This is a genomic window from Mucilaginibacter sp. P2_A5, from assembly GCF_056404995.1.
In genome coordinates this window covers 1-17,601 of record NZ_JBFUCY010000021.1, presented here as the reverse complement: position 1 = coordinate 17,601, position 17,601 = coordinate 1, and the positions used below count along the sequence as shown (strand labels likewise).

Here is a 17,601-nt window from a genome sequence, read left to right as displayed (position 1 = left end):
ATGAATTTGCGTGTTTTAGTTTTAGTTACGGCAACCGGCGTGGCCATAACGTTATCAGCAGTAAACTTTTATTTTCAGCATAAGTGGTACGATGTAATGATCACTTTTACCGCTACATTGGCCGTAAGCTACTTTGTGTTTTACTACCTTATAGAAAAGTATATTTACTCGCGCATCAAACTTATTTATAAGCTTATTCACAATTTAAAACTTGGCCGCGATTTGCGCGATGCCCTGGGCGAACATGTAACCGCCAACCCTATTGACGATGTGGAGCAGGAGGTAAAGGAATGGGCAAAACAAAAAAAATCGGAAATTGATGACCTGCGCAAACAGGAAAAATTCCGCCGCGATTTTTTATCCAATATCTCGCACGAGTTTAAAACCCCGCTTTTTGCCATACAGGGATACATTGAAGCGCTGCAGGATGATGATATGGAAGACCGCGAAATGGCGCGCCAGTTCCTTGAAAAAGCCTCTAAGAATGTTGACCGGCTAAGCTATCTTATTAAAGACCTGGATGAGATATCGAAGCTGGAATCGGGCGAAATACCTATTAATTATACCAAATTTAAGATAAACGACTTGATAAAAGAGGTTTTTGAATCACTCGAAATCAAGGGTAAACAATACAAAATCAAACTGATATTTAAGCAAAAATACGACGAGGGCATTATTGTATATGCCGACCGGGAAAAAATAAGGCAGGTACTGGTAAACCTCATTGATAACTCATTTAAATATGGCAAAGAAGAAGGAAGCACATCATTAAGCCTTTTTGTACTTGACGATCAGGTTTTAGTTGAGGTTACCGACGATGGCATTGGCATCGAAGAAAAGTTTTTGCCCCGCCTGTTTGAGCGTTTTTATCGCACAGATACCAGCCGTTCCAGGCAAATTGGTGGCTCGGGCCTGGGCTTGGCCATTGTTAAACACATTATTGAGGCGCACCAGCAAACCATTAATGTACGCAGTACCGAGGGGTTGGGGTCAACTTTTGGGTTTACTTTGCAAAGAGCAAAACAAACTTTACCTTTCCCCAATATACCAGTGTTAAAAAGTTAACATTAATTTAACATAGCAACCGTACCTTTACACCAATTTTAAGCATCATGTCATTAAACAGCATTTTCCAATACTTTGTACCTAAGGATAAAAAAATATTTTTTCCTTTATTTGAGCAGGCAGCAAACAACGTAGTAGCAATGGCTACTATTTTGGTAGAGGCCGTTAACTCCAATAACACTACCACCCGTGAAGAGTTGTTTAAACAAATAGACAAGCTTGAAAACAAAGGCGATGAATTTACCCACCAGATATACCTGGAATTGGGCAAAAACTTTATTACACCTTTTGACAGGGAGGATATTCACGCATTAGCTACGGCTATTGATGATGTTGCCGATTACATACAGGGCGCAGCAAACCGCATGAGCCTTTACAGGATAGATGATTTTAACGAGCATATCCGCAAATTATCTGACCTGATACTACAGGCCAGTATCGACCTTGAAAAAGCGGTACGTGAGTTAAAAGACCTGCGCAACGTGCGCAACATTGCCGATTCATGCATCAGGATAAACAGCGTGGAAAACCAGGCCGATTATGTATTTGACCGCGCCGTGGCCGACTTGTTTCTTTACGAAAAAGACGCCATCCGCCTGATAAAATATAAAGAAATCCTTGCCGCCCTCGAAACCGCAACAGATATGTGCGAAGACGCGGCAAATGTAATGGAATCTATTTTAGTTAAAAACGCTTAAGCATACCTAATCATCACTAAATGGTTACCTCCCTACTTGTTGTTATAGTTTTACTTGCACTCGTTTTTGATTACACCAACGGTTTTCACGATGCTGCCAATTCAATTGCCACCATTGTATCAACCAAAGTGCTTACCCCCTTCCAGGCTGTACTGTTGGCAGCTGTATTTAACTTTGCCGCCTATTTTTTTATCAAAGAGCACACGGTTGCAAAAACTGTTTCAAAAATTGTTTTAGAAAATTTTGTCACCCTCCATGTAATATTAGCCGGTTTGGTTGCAGCCATCAGTTGGAATTTAATAACCTGGTGGTTTGGTATCCCGTCAAGTTCATCTCATACGCTTATAGGTGGATTTGCCGGTGCCGGTATGACCAACGCCCTTTATATGGGGATTCATCCGTTACAGGCCATTGAAATGCAGTATGTACTAACCATTATGGCCTATATTGTACTTGCGCCATTTATAGGGTTGTTCATAGCATATATCATTACTATTTTAATATTAAATATTTGCAAGCGTGCCAAGCCTTCAACAGCCGAGCGTTGGTTTAAAAGATTGCAATTGGTATCGGCTGCTGCATTAAGCTTTGCACACGGCGGTAACGATGCCCAAAAGGTAATGGGTATATTGTATGTAACCCTTATTGCCGGCAAGGTTATAAAGCCGGGCTCGGAAATGCCGGAGTGGATTCCGTTGGCTTGTTACACTGCAATAGCTGCAGGTACCATGAGCGGCGGTTGGAAAATTGTTAAAACCATGGGTTCAAAAATAACCAAGGTAACCCCGCTGGAAGGTGTAAGTGCCGAAACTGCAGGCGCCATCACCCTGTTTATTACCGAGCGGTTTGGCATCCCGGTTTCTACCACGCATACCATCACAGGTTCTATCATTGGGGTTGGTTTAACCAAGCGTGTATCTGCCGTACGCTGGGGTGTAACCATTAACCTGGTTTGGGCCTGGATCATCACCATTCCAATTTCTGCTTTAATTGCGGCAGGTGTTTTTGCCCTGTTAAAGGCGTTGGAATAATTTACTGATAAGTTGGCTTCATTTTTGCTAATTTTAGCCACTATGAAAAAACAGATATTAATCCTTACAGCTTTGCTGTCCTTTATAACCTTAAACAGCTGCGATACATTAAACCAGGTGGCACAGGCCGCAACAACCAATGCGCAGGGAACGCCTACTACATTTGAGATAGGTAACGGCCTTAAGCAGGCCCTTGAAATAGGTACCGGCAAAAGCTCAGATAAGCTATCTGTTGTTGATGGTTTTTTAAAGAACGCCGAAGTTAAAATACTTTTTCCGCCCGAGGCGCAAAAAGCCGAGAAAACACTTCGCAGCATAGGCCTGGGCAGCCTTTGCGATAATGTAATAACCTCCATTAACCATGCCGCCGAAGATGCCGCTGTAAAAGCTAAACCTATATTTATCAGCGCCATAAAGCAAATGACCCTGCAGGATGTAACTAATATTTTGTTGGGCAGCCAGGATGCGGCCACTCAATATTTTAAAAAAACTACCACTTTACAATTGGCCGGCCAGTTTAAACCCGTGATACAGGCAAGCTTAAACAAAGTGGGCGCTACAAAATATTATACCGACGCCGCGCAGGCTTACAACAAAGTGCCTTTTGTATCAAAAATAAACCCCGACATTACCGATTACGTAACCCAGAAAGCTATTAGTGGTCTATTTGTCGAGATTGCTAAAGAAGAGCTGAACATTCGCCAGAATTTAAGCGCACGCACAACGCCGTTGCTCCAAAAGGTATTCTCTTTTGCGGATAAGCAGAAGAAATAGTAAGAGCCCGCCGATTTCCTGAAGAGGGAGCGTTTTGATTTGCTTATTCCTGCCCGGTTTACAGGTATTTTAATTGCGCAAAAACAATTTGTAATCAACAAGTTAATCATCTACTTTTGTTGCATGTTAAAAAGAGTTGGATATGAAAACGCTTAAAATATTTATCATCATGTTCTTTCTTTCTGCTACTGTTGCTAAAGCCCAGTTTACCAAAGCCGAGTTGCAGGTTAGCGGACTTACCTGCGCCCTTTGCGCAAAATCAACCGAAAAAGCTTTACGTGCATTGCCATTTGTAGGCGATATTAAAACCGACTTGATCCGTAACACCTATCTCATCACCTTTAAAGATGACGTACCCGTAAGTTTCGAACAGATCAGCAAAAAGGTGCAAAGTTCGGGCTTTTCGGTAAATAGCCTGAAAGCCACCTACAATTTTGATAATACCAAAGTTGCCGATAACAATTTTAGCTATGGTGGCGATACTTACAAACTGCTTAACCCTGCCAATAAACCAACAAGTGGAGCCGTAAATGTTACCGTTGTTGATCAGGGCTTTGCGCCAAAATCGGTATCAAAAAAATACCTGGGGCAGGTTACTGATACAGCACCTGCATCTGGCCGTATTTATCATTTAGCCATATAAATTTCCATAAAACATTCTTTTCAAACAAAAAGCGCAGCTCAATTAATAGCCGCGCTTTTTGCTTTGCTTAAAAAAATGTGTTCTTAAACCCGGATATAAACCTTCTTTTTATCTAATAGGTAACCTACAAACCAGCAAATTAGCATATAGCTGATGGCAAACAGTAACGAACCTATTGCCCCGGGTATTATTACCTGGTAAAAGTTGGTGTTTATCCAGTTATAAAAACTAACGCCTTTTACAGTGAATATGTAAAAGAATACCACAAGTGTTTCTGACAGCACGTATAGCGGTAATGGATTTTTGCCCATAATAACAAAAAAACGTGTCCAGTTGCCCTTGTTCCAATCATTAATTTCCAGGGCATAAACCAGGAATGACAGGATCACCAGGTCGAGGCCTGTGGTTATAAGCACAAACGGGCTGCTCCAAAGCTTTTTGTTGATTGGGAATACCATATTCCAGCACAAGGCCAGGAAGATAAACAGGCAGCCCATGAGCAGCATTTTTGATATTACATCATACCCTTTGCCTTTTTGCTGGATGAATTTACCTGCATAATAACCAACTATTACGTTTACAATAGCAGGTATGGTGCTTAGGATCCCCTCGGGCTCAAAGGCTATTTTTTCTCCGTGGTACATGTGGTTCTCTCCTATGATAAGCTTATCCAGGAAGATGCCTGCATTGCCCGTCATACTTAGCGGATTGGATGGATCGCCAAAAACCAGCAGTATAACCCAATAGCCCAGCAGGAACAGGATAGATAAAATAATGACCGATTGCTTTGATAAAAAATGAATCATGAGCGATGCGAAACAGTAACACAAAGCAATACGCTGCAAAACCCCCATGATGCGGGTATGGCTTATTGGCGAAAATTCAAAATGCCCTTTATCAAAATTGAAGAAGGGGAACCAATACATCAGGTATCCTATTAAAAATATCAGCAATGTGCGTTTAAATATCTTGGTAAGTACGGCAGCATTACCCATCTCTATGTAACGTTTCATCGAAAAACTCATGGCATTGCCCACCGCAAATAAAAATGACGGAAATACAAGGTCGGTTGGGGTAAAACCATGCCAGGCCGCATGCTGGAGGGGTGCAAAGGCATCAGCCCCGCTCCCTGGTGTATTCACGATGATCATAAAACATAAAGTCATCCCTCTAAATACATCCAGCGATAAAAATCGTGTCGATGATGTGTTCATATTTTGGTTTATAGTTGTTGGCCGGTTTACAGCAGGGGTAATACACAGCAATTTGAGAAAATCTGCCGGGATTTGAAAACCCCGGCAGATATATTTATAATTTATTAATGGTACCCAGGATTTTGTTTAAGCACTGGCGTGCCGCCTTTGGCGCTCAAATCAATTTCGGTAAGCGGGATAGGGTAGTATTCGTTTTTACCTTTTAAAAACTTGCCTCCTTTAACATCATTGGTGAACGCGCTTTGATAAGCTACGTAAGCATTAAGCTCGGTATCGGCAATGCCCCACCTAACCAAATCAAAAAAGCGATGGCCTTCCATAGCCAATTCAATTTTGCGTTCAAAATAAATGGCTTTAAGTGCAAAATCTTTGCTCACGAACGCTCCTGCAGGGTAAGTGCCAACTTTGTAATTGGCAGCGGCTGTATTGGTAAAGCCAGCGGTGGGATTATCATCATTTTTATACTTATGAACCCAGCCCGATGTATTGGCTGCCCGGCTGCGTACCATATTTACATAACTTTCGGCTTTATCAAAATTACCCAGTTGCCCTTCGGCTTCGGCAGCCATCAGCAGCACATCGGCATACCGGATAAGATTAACGTTAATGCCCGATCCCGGCGCCCAGGAAGTATTATCGCCGTTGGTGCTTTGCTCGGCCTGGCCATAAACATTTTTAATAGGCGAGTACGGACCTCCATATTGCTGATCTCTTATCCAATCAATACCCGGATGTAAGCCCCAATCGAGGTACGGTATGCCACGGCGGCCAACCGTCCAATCCAACCGCGGATCGATGGTTCCGGCATCAGGCGTAAAACTGGCCCCTGCCGCTACCCCCATATCTGTTTTTAAAGCATGGCTGTTGTAATCATCCAAATAAGGCAGGCCGGTAGCCGGGTTGGTACGGTAATGATTGGCCAGCTCAATTGATGGCTGATAAAAACCACAACAGCTAAACGGACTGCTATTACCATACGGAAAGTTCAGCATATCGCCATCGTTGGCGTTTGACGGTCCGTTGGGGTCGGTATTGGCGGCTGCCTGCACAGCAAATACAGATTCGGCGCTGTTGTTGGTAGCTGTTCTGAAATTATCATTGAATTTTTCGTTCAATGCATATTTCAGCCCTAATGCTGTTACCCCTTGTGCAATAACAGCATCAAAAACAGCTTTTGCCTCAGTATACTTATGCTCATACAAATATGCTTTTGCTAAGTAAGCACCGGCAGCCCATTTGTTGGCCCTGCCCACATTCGCCTGGGTATTGGGCAGGTTGTTATAGGCATACAAAAAGTCGGCTTCAATTTTTGGCCATATATCCGTTGTATTTGGCTGATTGATGTCTGTTGTAGTTTCATCAATATAAGGCACATTATTAAACATTTTTTTCAGGTCGAAGTAATAATGAGCGCGTAAAAACCGGGCCTGTGCTATGATGTTGGTTTTGGCGGCAGCTGTAATACCGGGCACCTTATTTGTAATTATAATGGTATTATTTGTGCGGGAAACGCCCTCATAGTCGGCCCGCCATTTGCTATCAAAAAAGCCGTTGCTGGCGTCGGGATTATACTTCATAATCGGCTCGATGGGTTGCTGATCGCCGGCTATACTGCCTTTTGAAGCGTCGCCACCCGCAACGCCGCCATAAATCCAGTTATCGGGCGATGCCTCCCATGAACTGCCACCACCAAAAGCGGCATCGCCACCCTGCTGACCATCTAATGCCGCATAAGCGCCCACAAGCAATTCGTTTGCACCTGCTTCGGTTTGTAAAAACTTAGGCTCCAGCGCCCCATTTATAGACTTATCAAGAAACGTTTTTTTACATGCACCAAGCGCAAAAACGCTTAGCAACATAATACTGAAATATTTTTTTGCTTTCATTGTAATACTTTTAATGCTGTTGTTATAATGAAAAATTAACTCCGAATAAGAATGTGCGCGGGCTGGCATAGCTGCCTTCGTCAATGCCAAAATCTTTGGTGTTACCGCTCAACTCCGGATCGACGCCACTGTAACCGGTTAACGTGAACAGGTTAGTTGCCGACACATATACGCGCAGTTTCTGAACGCCTGCCTTTTTTAAGGCAGCGACTTTAAAGGTGTAGCCAATTTGGGCATTGCGCATACGTACATATGTCCCGTTTTCAACGAAGTATGAGTTGGGTGTTGCGCCGCTGCTGGTAGATGCATCCAACTCCTGGATAGGGGCTTTTGCATTTTGATGCGTTGGCGTCCACGAATCATCAAGGGCGGTAAAGCTTTTGGCAGTACCAAATGAAGCGTAAAAGTCTCGCCAGTATTTAACGCTGTTCCATAGTTTGTTGCCAAATGAACCGTACAGGAACACGCTGGCATCAAAGTTTTTATAGTTTACGGCCAGGTTTAGCCCGGCTGTAAATTTAGGGTTGGGGTTGCCAATAAAAGTCCGGTCGGCATCTGTTATTACACCATCGCCATTTATATCTGTATACCTGAAACGCCCCACTTTGGTGTCCGATTGATAAACAGCATTTGGGTCGTTAGTTACTTTTTGGGCACTGGCGTCTGCAGCATCAATCTGTGTCTGGTTGTTCCAAAAGCCGGCTATTTGATAGCCATAAAATTCGCCCAGCGAATGGCCAACCGCACTCCTGGTTATTGGGCTATCAAAGCGACTTGTGGCGTCGCCAACAAAATAGTCCCTATCGTCAGATACTTTTAATATTTTGTTATTATAGGTTGTTAAGGTTCCTGTGGCGTTAAAACCCAGGTCCTTATTCACGGTTATATTACTTGTTACAGATATATCAAGTCCATCCGTTTTCATTTTGCCCACATTTTGTGCAGGCACATTACCATTACCGGCGGTACCCAACTGCCTGGCTGCGTATAAAAGGTCCTTTATATCCTTGCGGTAATAATCGGCGGTTATAGCTACTTTACCGTTAAGGATGGTTGCATCAAAACCAAAGTTGGAGTTGATGTCTTTTTCCCATAAAGCATTGGGATTAGCTATCTGATCCTGGTAAAAGCCTGGCAACAACGCGGAGTTACCATCCAAAGGATAATACGACTGGCCAATATTGGTACCAAAAGTCGTGTAAGCATCTTTTGCCCCCATATTAATCTGGTTGCCCATAATACCCCAACCGCCCCGTACTTTTAGATCGGTAAGCCATTTTACTTCTTTTAAAAAACTCTCCTGTGATACGCGCCAGCCTGCGCTAAAAGCAGGGAAGTAGCCATAACGCTGATTTACCGGGAACTTTGAAGAACCATCGCGGCGGATTGTGGCATTAAACAGGTACTTATTATCAAAAACATAATCCAGGCGGGCAAATTCAGATAATAACGAAGTTGAACTTTTGCTGCTGTAGGTGTTTTTATTTGTTGTACCGGTTGAAAGGCTAACATAATCAGGATCAAAATTATAAAAGCCCTGTATACTACCACCCAGGCTTTTATCATAAGTTTCAACAGCTTCGGTACCTATAACCACGTTCAAATTATGTTTGCCAAAGGTTTTTAGATAAGTAAGCGTATTTGTCCAGTTGTAGCTATAGCTATTGGCCGAATTTTCGTTATAGCTGTTTGTTTGGGAGTTTTCTACGTTTTCGTATGTTGGATAGGTAAACGCGTGGTCGTTACTATTTGTAATATCTCCGCCAAAACTGGTGCGCAGGGTAAGGCCCTTAAAAATATCCGCTTCGGCAAACATGTTGCCCAGCAGCCGGTAAGCTATAGCGCCATTTACTTTAGTGCGCTGCTGTATAGCTACGGGGTTATTAGAATCGCCCAGGCCTGTACCATAAGTGCCGGCATAATTACCCATTATATCATAAACAGGTATAATTGTCTGCTCTCTTAAACCCATAGCTATTACGCCATCGGGATTATTGGCGCTTATTTGCGCATGGTTGGCGGCAGCAACCTGGGGCGTTTTGGTGATAGAATAGGCCAGGTTTTCGCCAATTCTGATATGTTTGGTGATATTAAAAGTGGTATTTGAGCGCAAGGTGTACCGTTTTAGGTAAGTATCAATCAATGTTCCCTGCTGATTAAAATAATTGAGCGAAAACAGGTAGCTCGCCTGATCGCTGCTGCCGCTTAAAGTTAAATTATGGCTGGTTATAGGAGCCGATTTAAATAATTCATGATACCAATCGGTACCTGCTTTATTTGCCCTTGTTATCCGATAAAAGCTATTAAAATCATCAGGCGAGGTATAGTTAGGGTTAACGTAGTATTTTGAGGGATTTACCGAAGGATCGCCTGCTTTTGCACCGGCAGGTGTAATATAATCGGGCAAAGTAAAAGTGGAGTTTGCCCCTGTTGGATTATATAACGGGTCTGTAAAATCGGTAATACCTGAATTTTTTTCGGCCATTAGCTGTAGGTTGGCCGCCTGCTGCGGATTTAGCGTATGCCAAACATTACCCCCTTTTGGCACCTGCGAACCATAATAAGCATCATACTGAATGCTCACTTTGCCCTTGCCCCTTTTGGTGGTAATGATGATAACCCCGTTTGCGGCCCTGGCGCCATATATTGAAGCGGAACTTGCATCCTTTAACACCTGTAACGATTCAACGTCATTTGGGTTAATGGTGCTCACATCATAGGTTTCCATTCCATCAACCACGTACAATGGCGTGTTATCGCCAAATGTATTAAAACCCCTGATGTGTACCTGTGGCTCTTCACCTGGCTGACCCGATCCGGTTACTGTAACGCCCGATGCCTGCCCCTGCAACTGGCTATTTACTGATGACGAGGCTTGTTTATTCAAATCCTTAACATTAACTACGGCTACGGCCCCGGTAAGGTCTTTTTTCTTTTGGGTGGTATAGCCAACCACAACAACCTCGTTTAGCGCTTTTGATTCTTCAACAAGTTTTATGTTGACAATTGTTTGGCCGCCAATGGGTACTTCCTGCGGTGTAAAGCCTAAAAAGTTAAAAAGGAGCGTGCCCGTGCCATCGGGCAATGTAAGGCTGTATTTTCCATCGATATTGGTTACTGTTCCTAATGTGCTCCCTTTAAGTTTTATGCTTACACCGGGTAGCGGCAGCCCGGCAGCATCTGTAACGGTATCGGTTACAGTTACGGTTGCTATAGTTTTGCCGTCGGCCGGTTTAATAATAATGATGTTATCAACCACCTGGAAGGTGAGCTGCTGATTTTTAAGTACATCTTTCATTACCGTTTCAATACTGGCGTTTTGTAGTTCAACATTAATCTTTTTATCAATGTTAACCTGGTCAAGCCGGTAAAAAACCGTGTATTTGCTGTTTTTTTCAATCTGCTTAAACATCTGTTTAACAGATATATTGTTCACATTAAAGTTGTAAACGTTTTGCGAAAAAGCAGCTGCGTGTATTTGCATTATTCCCGTTAAGAGTAAAACAGTTACAAGCTTCATAATTTTAATCGTTTTTTGCCACGCACGCGCAGCCATTACAGATTTTCTGTCAAAATTTATCATAAATTTGTTTGTTAATCAGTTAATACGATGCTTCCCCAAGCGTAGGGTATTAGCTATTGATTTTATTGAAGCCCGGAGTGTTAGCGCACACCGGGTTTTTTATTTTGAAAGAGAGCGTTAGTTTTTCGCCATAAGTCATTTTGTTTTTAAAGGGTTAACAGATTAGTTTTTATTGGTTTTTGTGATATTTATTGTATTGCCTGTAATGGAATAGTTAATGGCCGTATTGCCTTTTATCAGTTCCAAAACCTTATCTATACTGGGTATGCTCTTGAAACTACCCGAATAGCGGATGTTTTGCAGTTCGGCATCGTCCATAATGATTTTTACATTATACCGGCGCTCCAATACTTTAGAAATCTCGTCGAGCGTATTGCCATCAAATACCAGCAAGTCGTCCTTCCAGCCATCATAGCGGTCCATCTTAGCTGAATCGACCTGTAGCACCTGGATCTCATTCAGGTTTTTCATGTCCTTATCGTCCTGGTTTATGGCATATTGCTCTGTCTTTGGATAGTAAATCCTCAACACCTGGTGCGGCTTAACGTATATGCGGCTCATCTCCCGGGTGTTATTATCAACATTGCCTTCAACCGCAACCTCTCCCTTTATAACTGTGGTTTCAAAAAAAGAGTCGTTAGGATATGCCTTCAGGTTAAATTTTGTACCGATATCCCTGATGGTATAATTTTTAGTATTAACCAAAAAGGGGATGGTTTTGCTACCGGGCGCGATCTCGAAAAAAGCTTCGCCCTCCAGGTATACCGTGCGATTTGTTTTATTAAAATCGGTATTGTAATTGAGCTTGCTGCCTGCATTTAGCCAAACGATGGTACCATCGCTTAAAACTATTTTTTTAATGCGCCCATTATTAACAGATACCAGCCTTGTACTCTGCACATTTTTTGAATAATGCCTTACAAGCACTGCTGTCAGCAAACCAAACAGGGCTATGGCTGCAGCTACTTTGCTCCATACAACAAGCGTACGGTATTTCGACTGGTGCGGAATAGTTGCCGCCGAAAATTTGGCGAATGCTTTCTCCTCATTAATAACATCGGGCTTCAGGTATAGCATGTTTTGCCAGGTTTCATATAGCTGGGCAAAGTACTGCTCATTCTCAGGGTGCGCATTAACCCATTCTTTCACCTGCTCCACCTCTTTTTCATCGGCTTCGCGGGTTATGTATTTTACCAGTAACAGTTTTATTTCGTCGTTGTCCATTTGTGTTATTATTAGCAAGACAACTGAAAAGTTCCGCACCCTCAAACGGGGTGAAAATATTTTTTATTTAATTTGGACATGTTGCGAAATCCTGCCTGCTAATTATGTGCACTCCCCTTGTCACAAAATATTTGCAGATCAGTTTCTTTTTATCCCATATTAAATTTGAACCGTTTGAATATTTATTGCTAACTTGTTAAAGTTTTTTAAAAAGTATTCAATTTTTACCGATCCTATGAATAAATGATTACTCAAAAAACCGAAACGTCAAAAACAAAACTCACGCAGGGAGATGCGGAAGCGTTTGAAGTTTTATTTAAACTTCATTATACCCGCCTTACGCTTTTCGCCAATCGTTTTGTGAATGATTTGCCGGTTGCCGAAGAGATTGTTGCCGAAATATTTACTGATTTGTGGGAGAAAGGCCATGAGGTTACCTTTTCAACATCGGTAAGTTCATACCTATATAAAATGGCGCAAAACCGCAGCCTCAATTATTTGAAGCACCAAAAAATAGAAAACCTTTATGTTGATTACCTGCAAAAAAACAACCTGCTTGATGAAGTACGCAGCGCGGTTGAAAACGGTTACGAAGAAAAAGAGCTGGCCCACCAAATAAAAGCGGCCATAAACACCCTTCCCGAAAAATGCCGTGAAATTTTTGTTTTGAGCCGCTTTAGCGATATGAAGTATAAGGAAATTGCCAGCCACCTTAATATTTCGCCAAAAACGGTGGAGCGGCAGGTAAGTATTGCTTTAGAAAAGTTGAGGCAGATGTTGAAGCACGTGAGTTATTTGTTGATGTTTTAGTAGTGATAACGGCATTGATGTATATGAATTGATCCGTTATCAATTTTGTATATAAGGCGATGTTCTAAATTTATCCGGCGAGACCATAAACCCGCCAAGTTATACTTTAACGGCTCTGGCTTGCCAGAACCTTCAAATGGAGCTCTTTCTATTTCCTTTACCAAAGCATTTATCTTTCTTAAAATAGATTTATCGTTAGTCTGCCAGTATAAATAATCTTCCCAGGCTTGGTCGGAAAAAACTATTTTCACTCTTCAATCAGTTTTCTTTCGGTACCTAAACCATTTTCCAAATCCTCGATACTTTTCATCAGCCGGGCAGAATTTGCCGGGCTCTTAAGCAAGTAAAATGTTTCTTCCATGCTTTCGTAATCAGCTTTGGAAATAACTACAACATCCTCTGCATTCGTACTTGTAACCACTAAGGGTTTATGATCATTGCGAACTTTATCCAGATAGAATTTAAGTTGCTGCCTGAAGGTTGTATATGTGGTAACTTCCATTTGTTTAATTTTAAATAAAGATATAAAACAAAATGCACATGTACAACAAGTTGTACATGTGCATTTGAAAGCCTGATCTCCGCTTTTGTCCGTCAGTAAAATATTATTTAGGTTCGGTTACCCCAATCATCACCCCAAAGTTCCCATCTGTCTGTATCCAATTCTTTTCGGGCAAATAAGCCCGGGAAACAAAACCATCCAGGTACAAAGCATTTTTACAGCCCATATTCTTAAAATACGCCGCAAAATCATAAAAGTTTACGGGCACTTTAGATATTACAAAAACGACTTCGCCGGAGGGTAAAATGCCAACGCCATTCCTGATATTCAGGTTTGCTGACCCCGCTTTAAATGATAGATGAATTTGCCCGCCTATCACCAGCATCGGCCCGGATTGGGTGGCGTATTTGATATCACCATTATCTTTGAATGAGGCTGTGCTGCAAATAACCGCAGTATTGGTTGTTGTAAGATAGAAAACTCCGTTAGGCTTCAGGTAAAAATTACCATTACCGGATGACGTATCTAATGGCGATAATGTTTTTTTATTTTCGATGTACAGCCCTTGCGGCGATCCATTCGGTTTGTACATACCTGCATTCATGGCAAATACAAGTTTGCGTTTACTTATATCAAGCCATGTTTTCAGGTTTAGGATACTGCCGAAATTCGCCTTTTTTTCATCTTTCCAGTAAAGTTTCAGTTCTTGCTTTTTAGGATTTACCTGGTAACTGAGAAAGCGACCTTCATCCTGATTAGTCCGAGTAAAAGCGATTGCAGCCGCAGCTACGAGCAGGATAATAACTGTGGATAGAAAGCCCTTGCTTTTTTTCATCGCGATTAGCATTAGTTTCTATCCACGATATAGTCTATTTAATCCCCATTTCCTTTTTCAAAAACTGGCCGGTAAAGCTATCCTTCACTTTGCACAAACCTTCTGGCGTGCCGCTAAAAAGTATCTTACCGCCGCCAGAGCCTCCTTCGGGGCCCAGATCTATCACGTGGTCAACCACTTTAATTACATCCAGGTTATGCTCAATTACTAATACCGTATTGCCTTTATCAACTAATTGGTAAAGCACGCCTAACAGCACGTTGATATCTTCAAAGTGTAGGCCGGTTGTAGGCTCGTCTAAAATATAAAAAGTGTTGCCAGTATCTTTTTTTGACAGCTCGGTAGCCAGCTTCACACGCTGTGCTTCGCCGCCTGATAGTGTTGTTGATGCCTGGCCCAAAGTGATATAACCCAAACCAACATCATTCAAAGTTTTTACCTTGCGGAAAATAGATGGGATATGCTCAAAAAACGGCGTGGCATCCTCAATGCTCATATCCAGCACGTCGCTGATGGATTTGCCCCGGTAGCGTACTTCCAGTGTTTCGCGGTTGTACCGGCGGCCACCACATTCTTCGCATGGTACCTGCACATCAGGTAAAAAGTTCATCTCGATAACCTTCATACCGGCACCCTGGCAGGTTTCGCACCTGCCCCCTTTTACGTTGAACGAGAAACGGCCGGGTTTATATCCCCTGATCCTCGACTCGGGCAAGGCCACGTACAGGTTACGGATATCTGAAAACACCCCGGTATAAGTAGCGGGGTTTGAGCGCGGCGTACGCCCGATTGGTGTCTGGTCTATCTCTATCACCTTATCAATATTCTCCAGGCCTTCAATTTTCTCATAAGGCAACGGGTGCTTTTTAGCCCGGAAAAAGTGATGGTTTAGTATTGGGTACAGTGTTTCGGTAATTAAGCTTGATTTACCGCTACCCGATACGCCTGTAACCCCTATTAGTTTACCTAAGGGAAAATCAACCGATACCTTTTTTAAATTATGGCCGGTAGCTTTTTTTAGACTTAATGTTTTGCCATTACCTTCTCTCCTTTTTTCGGGTACTGCAATGGAACGCTCACCATTAATATAGGATGTGGTAAGGGTATGCTCTTTCATTAGTTGCGCGGGTGTTCCCTGGGCAACTATCTGTCCGCCGTGTACGCCGGCTGCCGGGCCCATGTCAATTACATGGTCGGCTTCCAGTATCATATCCTTATCGTGTTCAACTACCAAAACTGTATTACCAAGGTCGCGCAGGTTTTTGAGGGCGTTTATTAAGCGCTCGTTATCACGCTGGTGCAGGCCAATGCTTGGCTCATCTAAAATGTACATCACGTTCATCAGCTGCGAGCCAATTTGCGTGGCCAGCCTGATGCGTTGCGCCTCGCCGCCCGACAGGGTTTTGGCAGTACGATCCAGCGTTAAATAACTCAGCCCTACATCCAACAGAAATACGATACGTGCACGGATCTCTTTCAGTATCTCTTTGGCAATAACATTCTGGCGTTCGCTCAGCCTGTCTTCCAAACCGTTAAACCATTCCTGCAGGTGATTGATATCCATGCAGGCCAGCTCGAATATATTTTTATTATCTACCTTAAAATGTAACGATTCTTTCTTCAGCCTTGCACCATCACAAACCGGGCAGGTTTTCAACACGCGATAGTTTTCCATATCGTCCATCCCTTCATCGTTGCGGCGTTCCTGCTGCTCTTCCAGCATACGCACAATACCATCAAAAGTGATGGTATAACTTTGAACATTCCATTTATTGTACTCAACAGAAACACTGATGGTATCGGGCGCTCCATTAAGTATAATATCTAAATGATCGCGGCTTAACTTCTCTATCGGGGTAGTTAATGAAAACTCATACTTTTTAGCCAGCGCCTTCAGCACCTGGAATATCCAGGTTTCTCTGTATTCCCCTATCGGTGCCAGGCCGCCATTCATGATAGTCAACTTAGGGTTAGGAATAACCGATGCTTCATCAACCTCAAAAATATACCCCAAACCATTACATTTTTCGCAGGCGCCATAAGGCGAGTTGAACGAAAATGTATTTGGCTGCGGTTCATCGTACGAGATCCCCGACACCGGATCCATCAAATATTTACTATAATAGGCTACGTTACCATCCTTATCACCCACGCGGATGATCCCTTTGGCAATTTTAAGCGCCGTTTGCACAGAGGTGTATAAACGCTTGCTGTCTTTTTCGGTCACCACCAGCCTGTCAACCACAATATCAATATCGTGGATCTTGTACCTGTCTACCTGCATCTTTGGCTCTACGTCGGCCATGGCGCCATCAATCCAAACCTTAAGGTAGCCCTGCTTACGTATCGATTCAAACAACTCCCGATAGTGACCTTTACGGGCCTTTACCACCGGTGCCAGGATATTAACCGGCTGTCCGTCGAATTTTTCGGTAATGGTTTTCAGGATCTGATCTTCGCTCATCCGCTCCATTTTCTCGCCGGTTGTGTAGGAATAGGCGTCCCCGGTACGGGCGAAAAGCAAACGCATAAAATCGTAAATCTCGGTAATGGTACCCACTGTCGATCGTGGATTTTTACTGGTCGTTTTTTGCTCAATAGCAATAACCGGGCTTAAGCCAGACACCTTATCTACATCGGGTCGCTCCATACCTCCCATAAACTGGCGCGAGTAGGCCGAAAAGGTTTCCATATAACGGCGTTGCCCCTCGGCATAAATGGTATCAAATGCCAGTGATGATTTCCCGCTGCCGCTTAACCCGGTAATTACCACCAGCTGGTTGCGCGGAAAAGAAACATCAATATTTTTTAAATTATGTACCCTGGCCCCGTAAACTTCAACTTCGCTTTGTTCGCCCAGGTCGATGGTTTTTTCAATCATATGTATTTTTAAAACAATACAGTTTGGCCGGTTAAAAAGGCCAGGTGACTATACTAATATTTTTCGCAAATATACGTAAAAAGCTGGTGCTTCATAAGATATGCATCGGCACGAACAGGGCAAACGCATTAAAATGATTCACTAATTGGCGATTAAATAAACACCTGATAGTCAGATATTTATGTTGTTTTTGTGATTGTATTTAWGTATATTTATCTGACAATCAGATGGATACAAAAAATAAGACAAGTACTATTTTCGCTTATTTTAGCGAAATGCAAGACTTCCGCATTGACAGAAAAAAGCAACATCTACTAACAGATATCATTACAATTACTATAGCCGCTGCATTATGTGGTATTGAAAGTTATAATGACATCGAAGATTTCGGGGTGGTTAGAGAAGACTGGTTAAAAACCTTTTTGGAACTTCCTAACGGGATTCCTTCGCATGAT

Annotated in this window: 15 protein-coding genes; 7 read left to right on the top strand and 8 right to left on the bottom strand. The window is 42.7% G+C overall.

Annotated elements, in window-relative coordinates; all coding sequences use genetic code 11:
- The 5 genes from AC1DXF_RS18815 to AC1DXF_RS18795 all read left to right on the top strand — a co-directional run bounded on the left by AC1DXF_RS18815 (position 1) and on the right by AC1DXF_RS18795 (position 4,211).
- Entirely contained in the window at positions 1 to 1,065 is a 1,065-nt protein-coding gene (locus tag AC1DXF_RS18815) for a sensor histidine kinase (RefSeq protein ID WP_477450244.1), read from the top strand.
- Between the two features lie 47 nt (positions 1,066 to 1,112).
- Positions 1,113 to 1,763, top strand: coding sequence for a DUF47 domain-containing protein (locus AC1DXF_RS18810; RefSeq protein ID WP_147054451.1), 651 nt, complete (start codon positions 1,113 to 1,115; stop codon positions 1,761 to 1,763).
- 20 nt (positions 1,764 to 1,783) lie between these two features.
- Positions 1,784 to 2,794, top strand: a complete 1,011-nt coding sequence (locus AC1DXF_RS18805) for an inorganic phosphate transporter (protein ID WP_477450243.1) — start codon at positions 1,784 to 1,786, stop codon at positions 2,792 to 2,794.
- 42 nt (positions 2,795 to 2,836) lie between these two features.
- Complete coding sequence (locus AC1DXF_RS18800; protein ID WP_477450242.1) at positions 2,837 to 3,568, top strand: DUF4197 domain-containing protein; 732 nt, start codon at positions 2,837 to 2,839, stop codon at positions 3,566 to 3,568.
- Between the two features lie 142 nt (positions 3,569 to 3,710).
- Entirely contained in the window at positions 3,711 to 4,211 is a 501-nt protein-coding gene (locus AC1DXF_RS18795; protein ID WP_477450241.1) for a heavy-metal-associated domain-containing protein, read from the top strand.
- Between the two features lie 83 nt (positions 4,212 to 4,294).
- On the opposite strand, the gene AC1DXF_RS18790 is transcribed toward AC1DXF_RS18795, so the two are convergent.
- The 4 genes from AC1DXF_RS18790 to AC1DXF_RS18775 all read right to left on the bottom strand — a co-directional run bounded on the left by AC1DXF_RS18790 (position 4,295) and on the right by AC1DXF_RS18775 (position 12,118).
- Positions 4,295 to 5,425, bottom strand: coding sequence for an acyltransferase family protein (locus AC1DXF_RS18790; protein ID WP_477450240.1), 1,131 nt, complete (start codon positions 5,423 to 5,425; stop codon positions 4,295 to 4,297).
- A gap of 104 nt (positions 5,426 to 5,529) precedes the next feature.
- Entirely contained in the window at positions 5,530 to 7,311 is a 1,782-nt protein-coding gene (locus AC1DXF_RS18785; protein WP_477450239.1) for a RagB/SusD family nutrient uptake outer membrane protein, read from the bottom strand.
- A 22-nt stretch (positions 7,312 to 7,333) separates the two neighbouring features.
- Positions 7,334 to 10,831: a TonB-dependent receptor gene (locus AC1DXF_RS18780; protein ID WP_477450238.1), complete on the bottom strand. Its 3,498-nt coding sequence runs from the start codon at positions 10,829 to 10,831 to the stop codon at positions 7,334 to 7,336.
- A gap of 225 nt (positions 10,832 to 11,056) precedes the next feature.
- Positions 11,057 to 12,118, bottom strand: coding sequence for a FecR family protein (locus AC1DXF_RS18775; RefSeq protein ID WP_477450237.1), 1,062 nt, complete (start codon positions 12,116 to 12,118; stop codon positions 11,057 to 11,059).
- Between the two features lie 243 nt (positions 12,119 to 12,361).
- On the opposite strand from AC1DXF_RS18775, the gene AC1DXF_RS18770 reads away from it, so the two are divergent.
- Positions 12,362 to 12,928 carry an RNA polymerase sigma-70 factor gene (locus AC1DXF_RS18770; protein ID WP_477450236.1) on the top strand — a complete coding sequence of 189 codons (567 nt, stop codon included), beginning with the start codon at positions 12,362 to 12,364 and terminating at the stop codon, positions 12,926 to 12,928.
- On the opposite strand, the gene AC1DXF_RS18765 is transcribed toward AC1DXF_RS18770, so the two are convergent.
- The 4 genes from AC1DXF_RS18765 to uvrA all read right to left on the bottom strand — a co-directional run bounded on the left by AC1DXF_RS18765 (position 12,925) and on the right by uvrA (position 17,146).
- Entirely contained in the window at positions 12,925 to 13,179 is a 255-nt protein-coding gene (locus AC1DXF_RS18765) for a Txe/YoeB family addiction module toxin (protein ID WP_477450235.1), read from the bottom strand. The genes AC1DXF_RS18770 and AC1DXF_RS18765 overlap by 4 nt on opposite strands.
- Positions 13,176 to 13,430: a type II toxin-antitoxin system Phd/YefM family antitoxin gene (locus AC1DXF_RS18760; RefSeq protein WP_090638667.1), complete on the bottom strand. Its 255-nt coding sequence runs from the start codon at positions 13,428 to 13,430 to the stop codon at positions 13,176 to 13,178. The genes AC1DXF_RS18765 and AC1DXF_RS18760 overlap by 4 nt, the downstream gene beginning before the upstream one ends.
- A 103-nt stretch (positions 13,431 to 13,533) precedes the next feature.
- Positions 13,534 to 14,265 carry a phosphodiester glycosidase family protein gene (locus AC1DXF_RS18755; RefSeq protein ID WP_477450234.1) on the bottom strand — a complete coding sequence of 244 codons (732 nt, stop codon included), beginning with the start codon at positions 14,263 to 14,265 and terminating at the stop codon, positions 13,534 to 13,536.
- Positions 14,266 to 14,299: 34 nt separating this feature from the next.
- Positions 14,300 to 17,146, bottom strand: a complete 2,847-nt coding sequence (gene uvrA, locus AC1DXF_RS18750) for an excinuclease ABC subunit UvrA (RefSeq protein WP_477450233.1) — start codon at positions 17,144 to 17,146, stop codon at positions 14,300 to 14,302.
- A gap of 227 nt (positions 17,147 to 17,373) precedes the next feature.
- On the opposite strand from uvrA, the gene AC1DXF_RS18745 reads away from it, so the two are divergent.
- On the top strand, positions 17,374 to 17,601 hold a 228-nt coding region (locus AC1DXF_RS18745), incomplete at its 3' end, for a transposase family protein (RefSeq protein ID WP_477450232.1).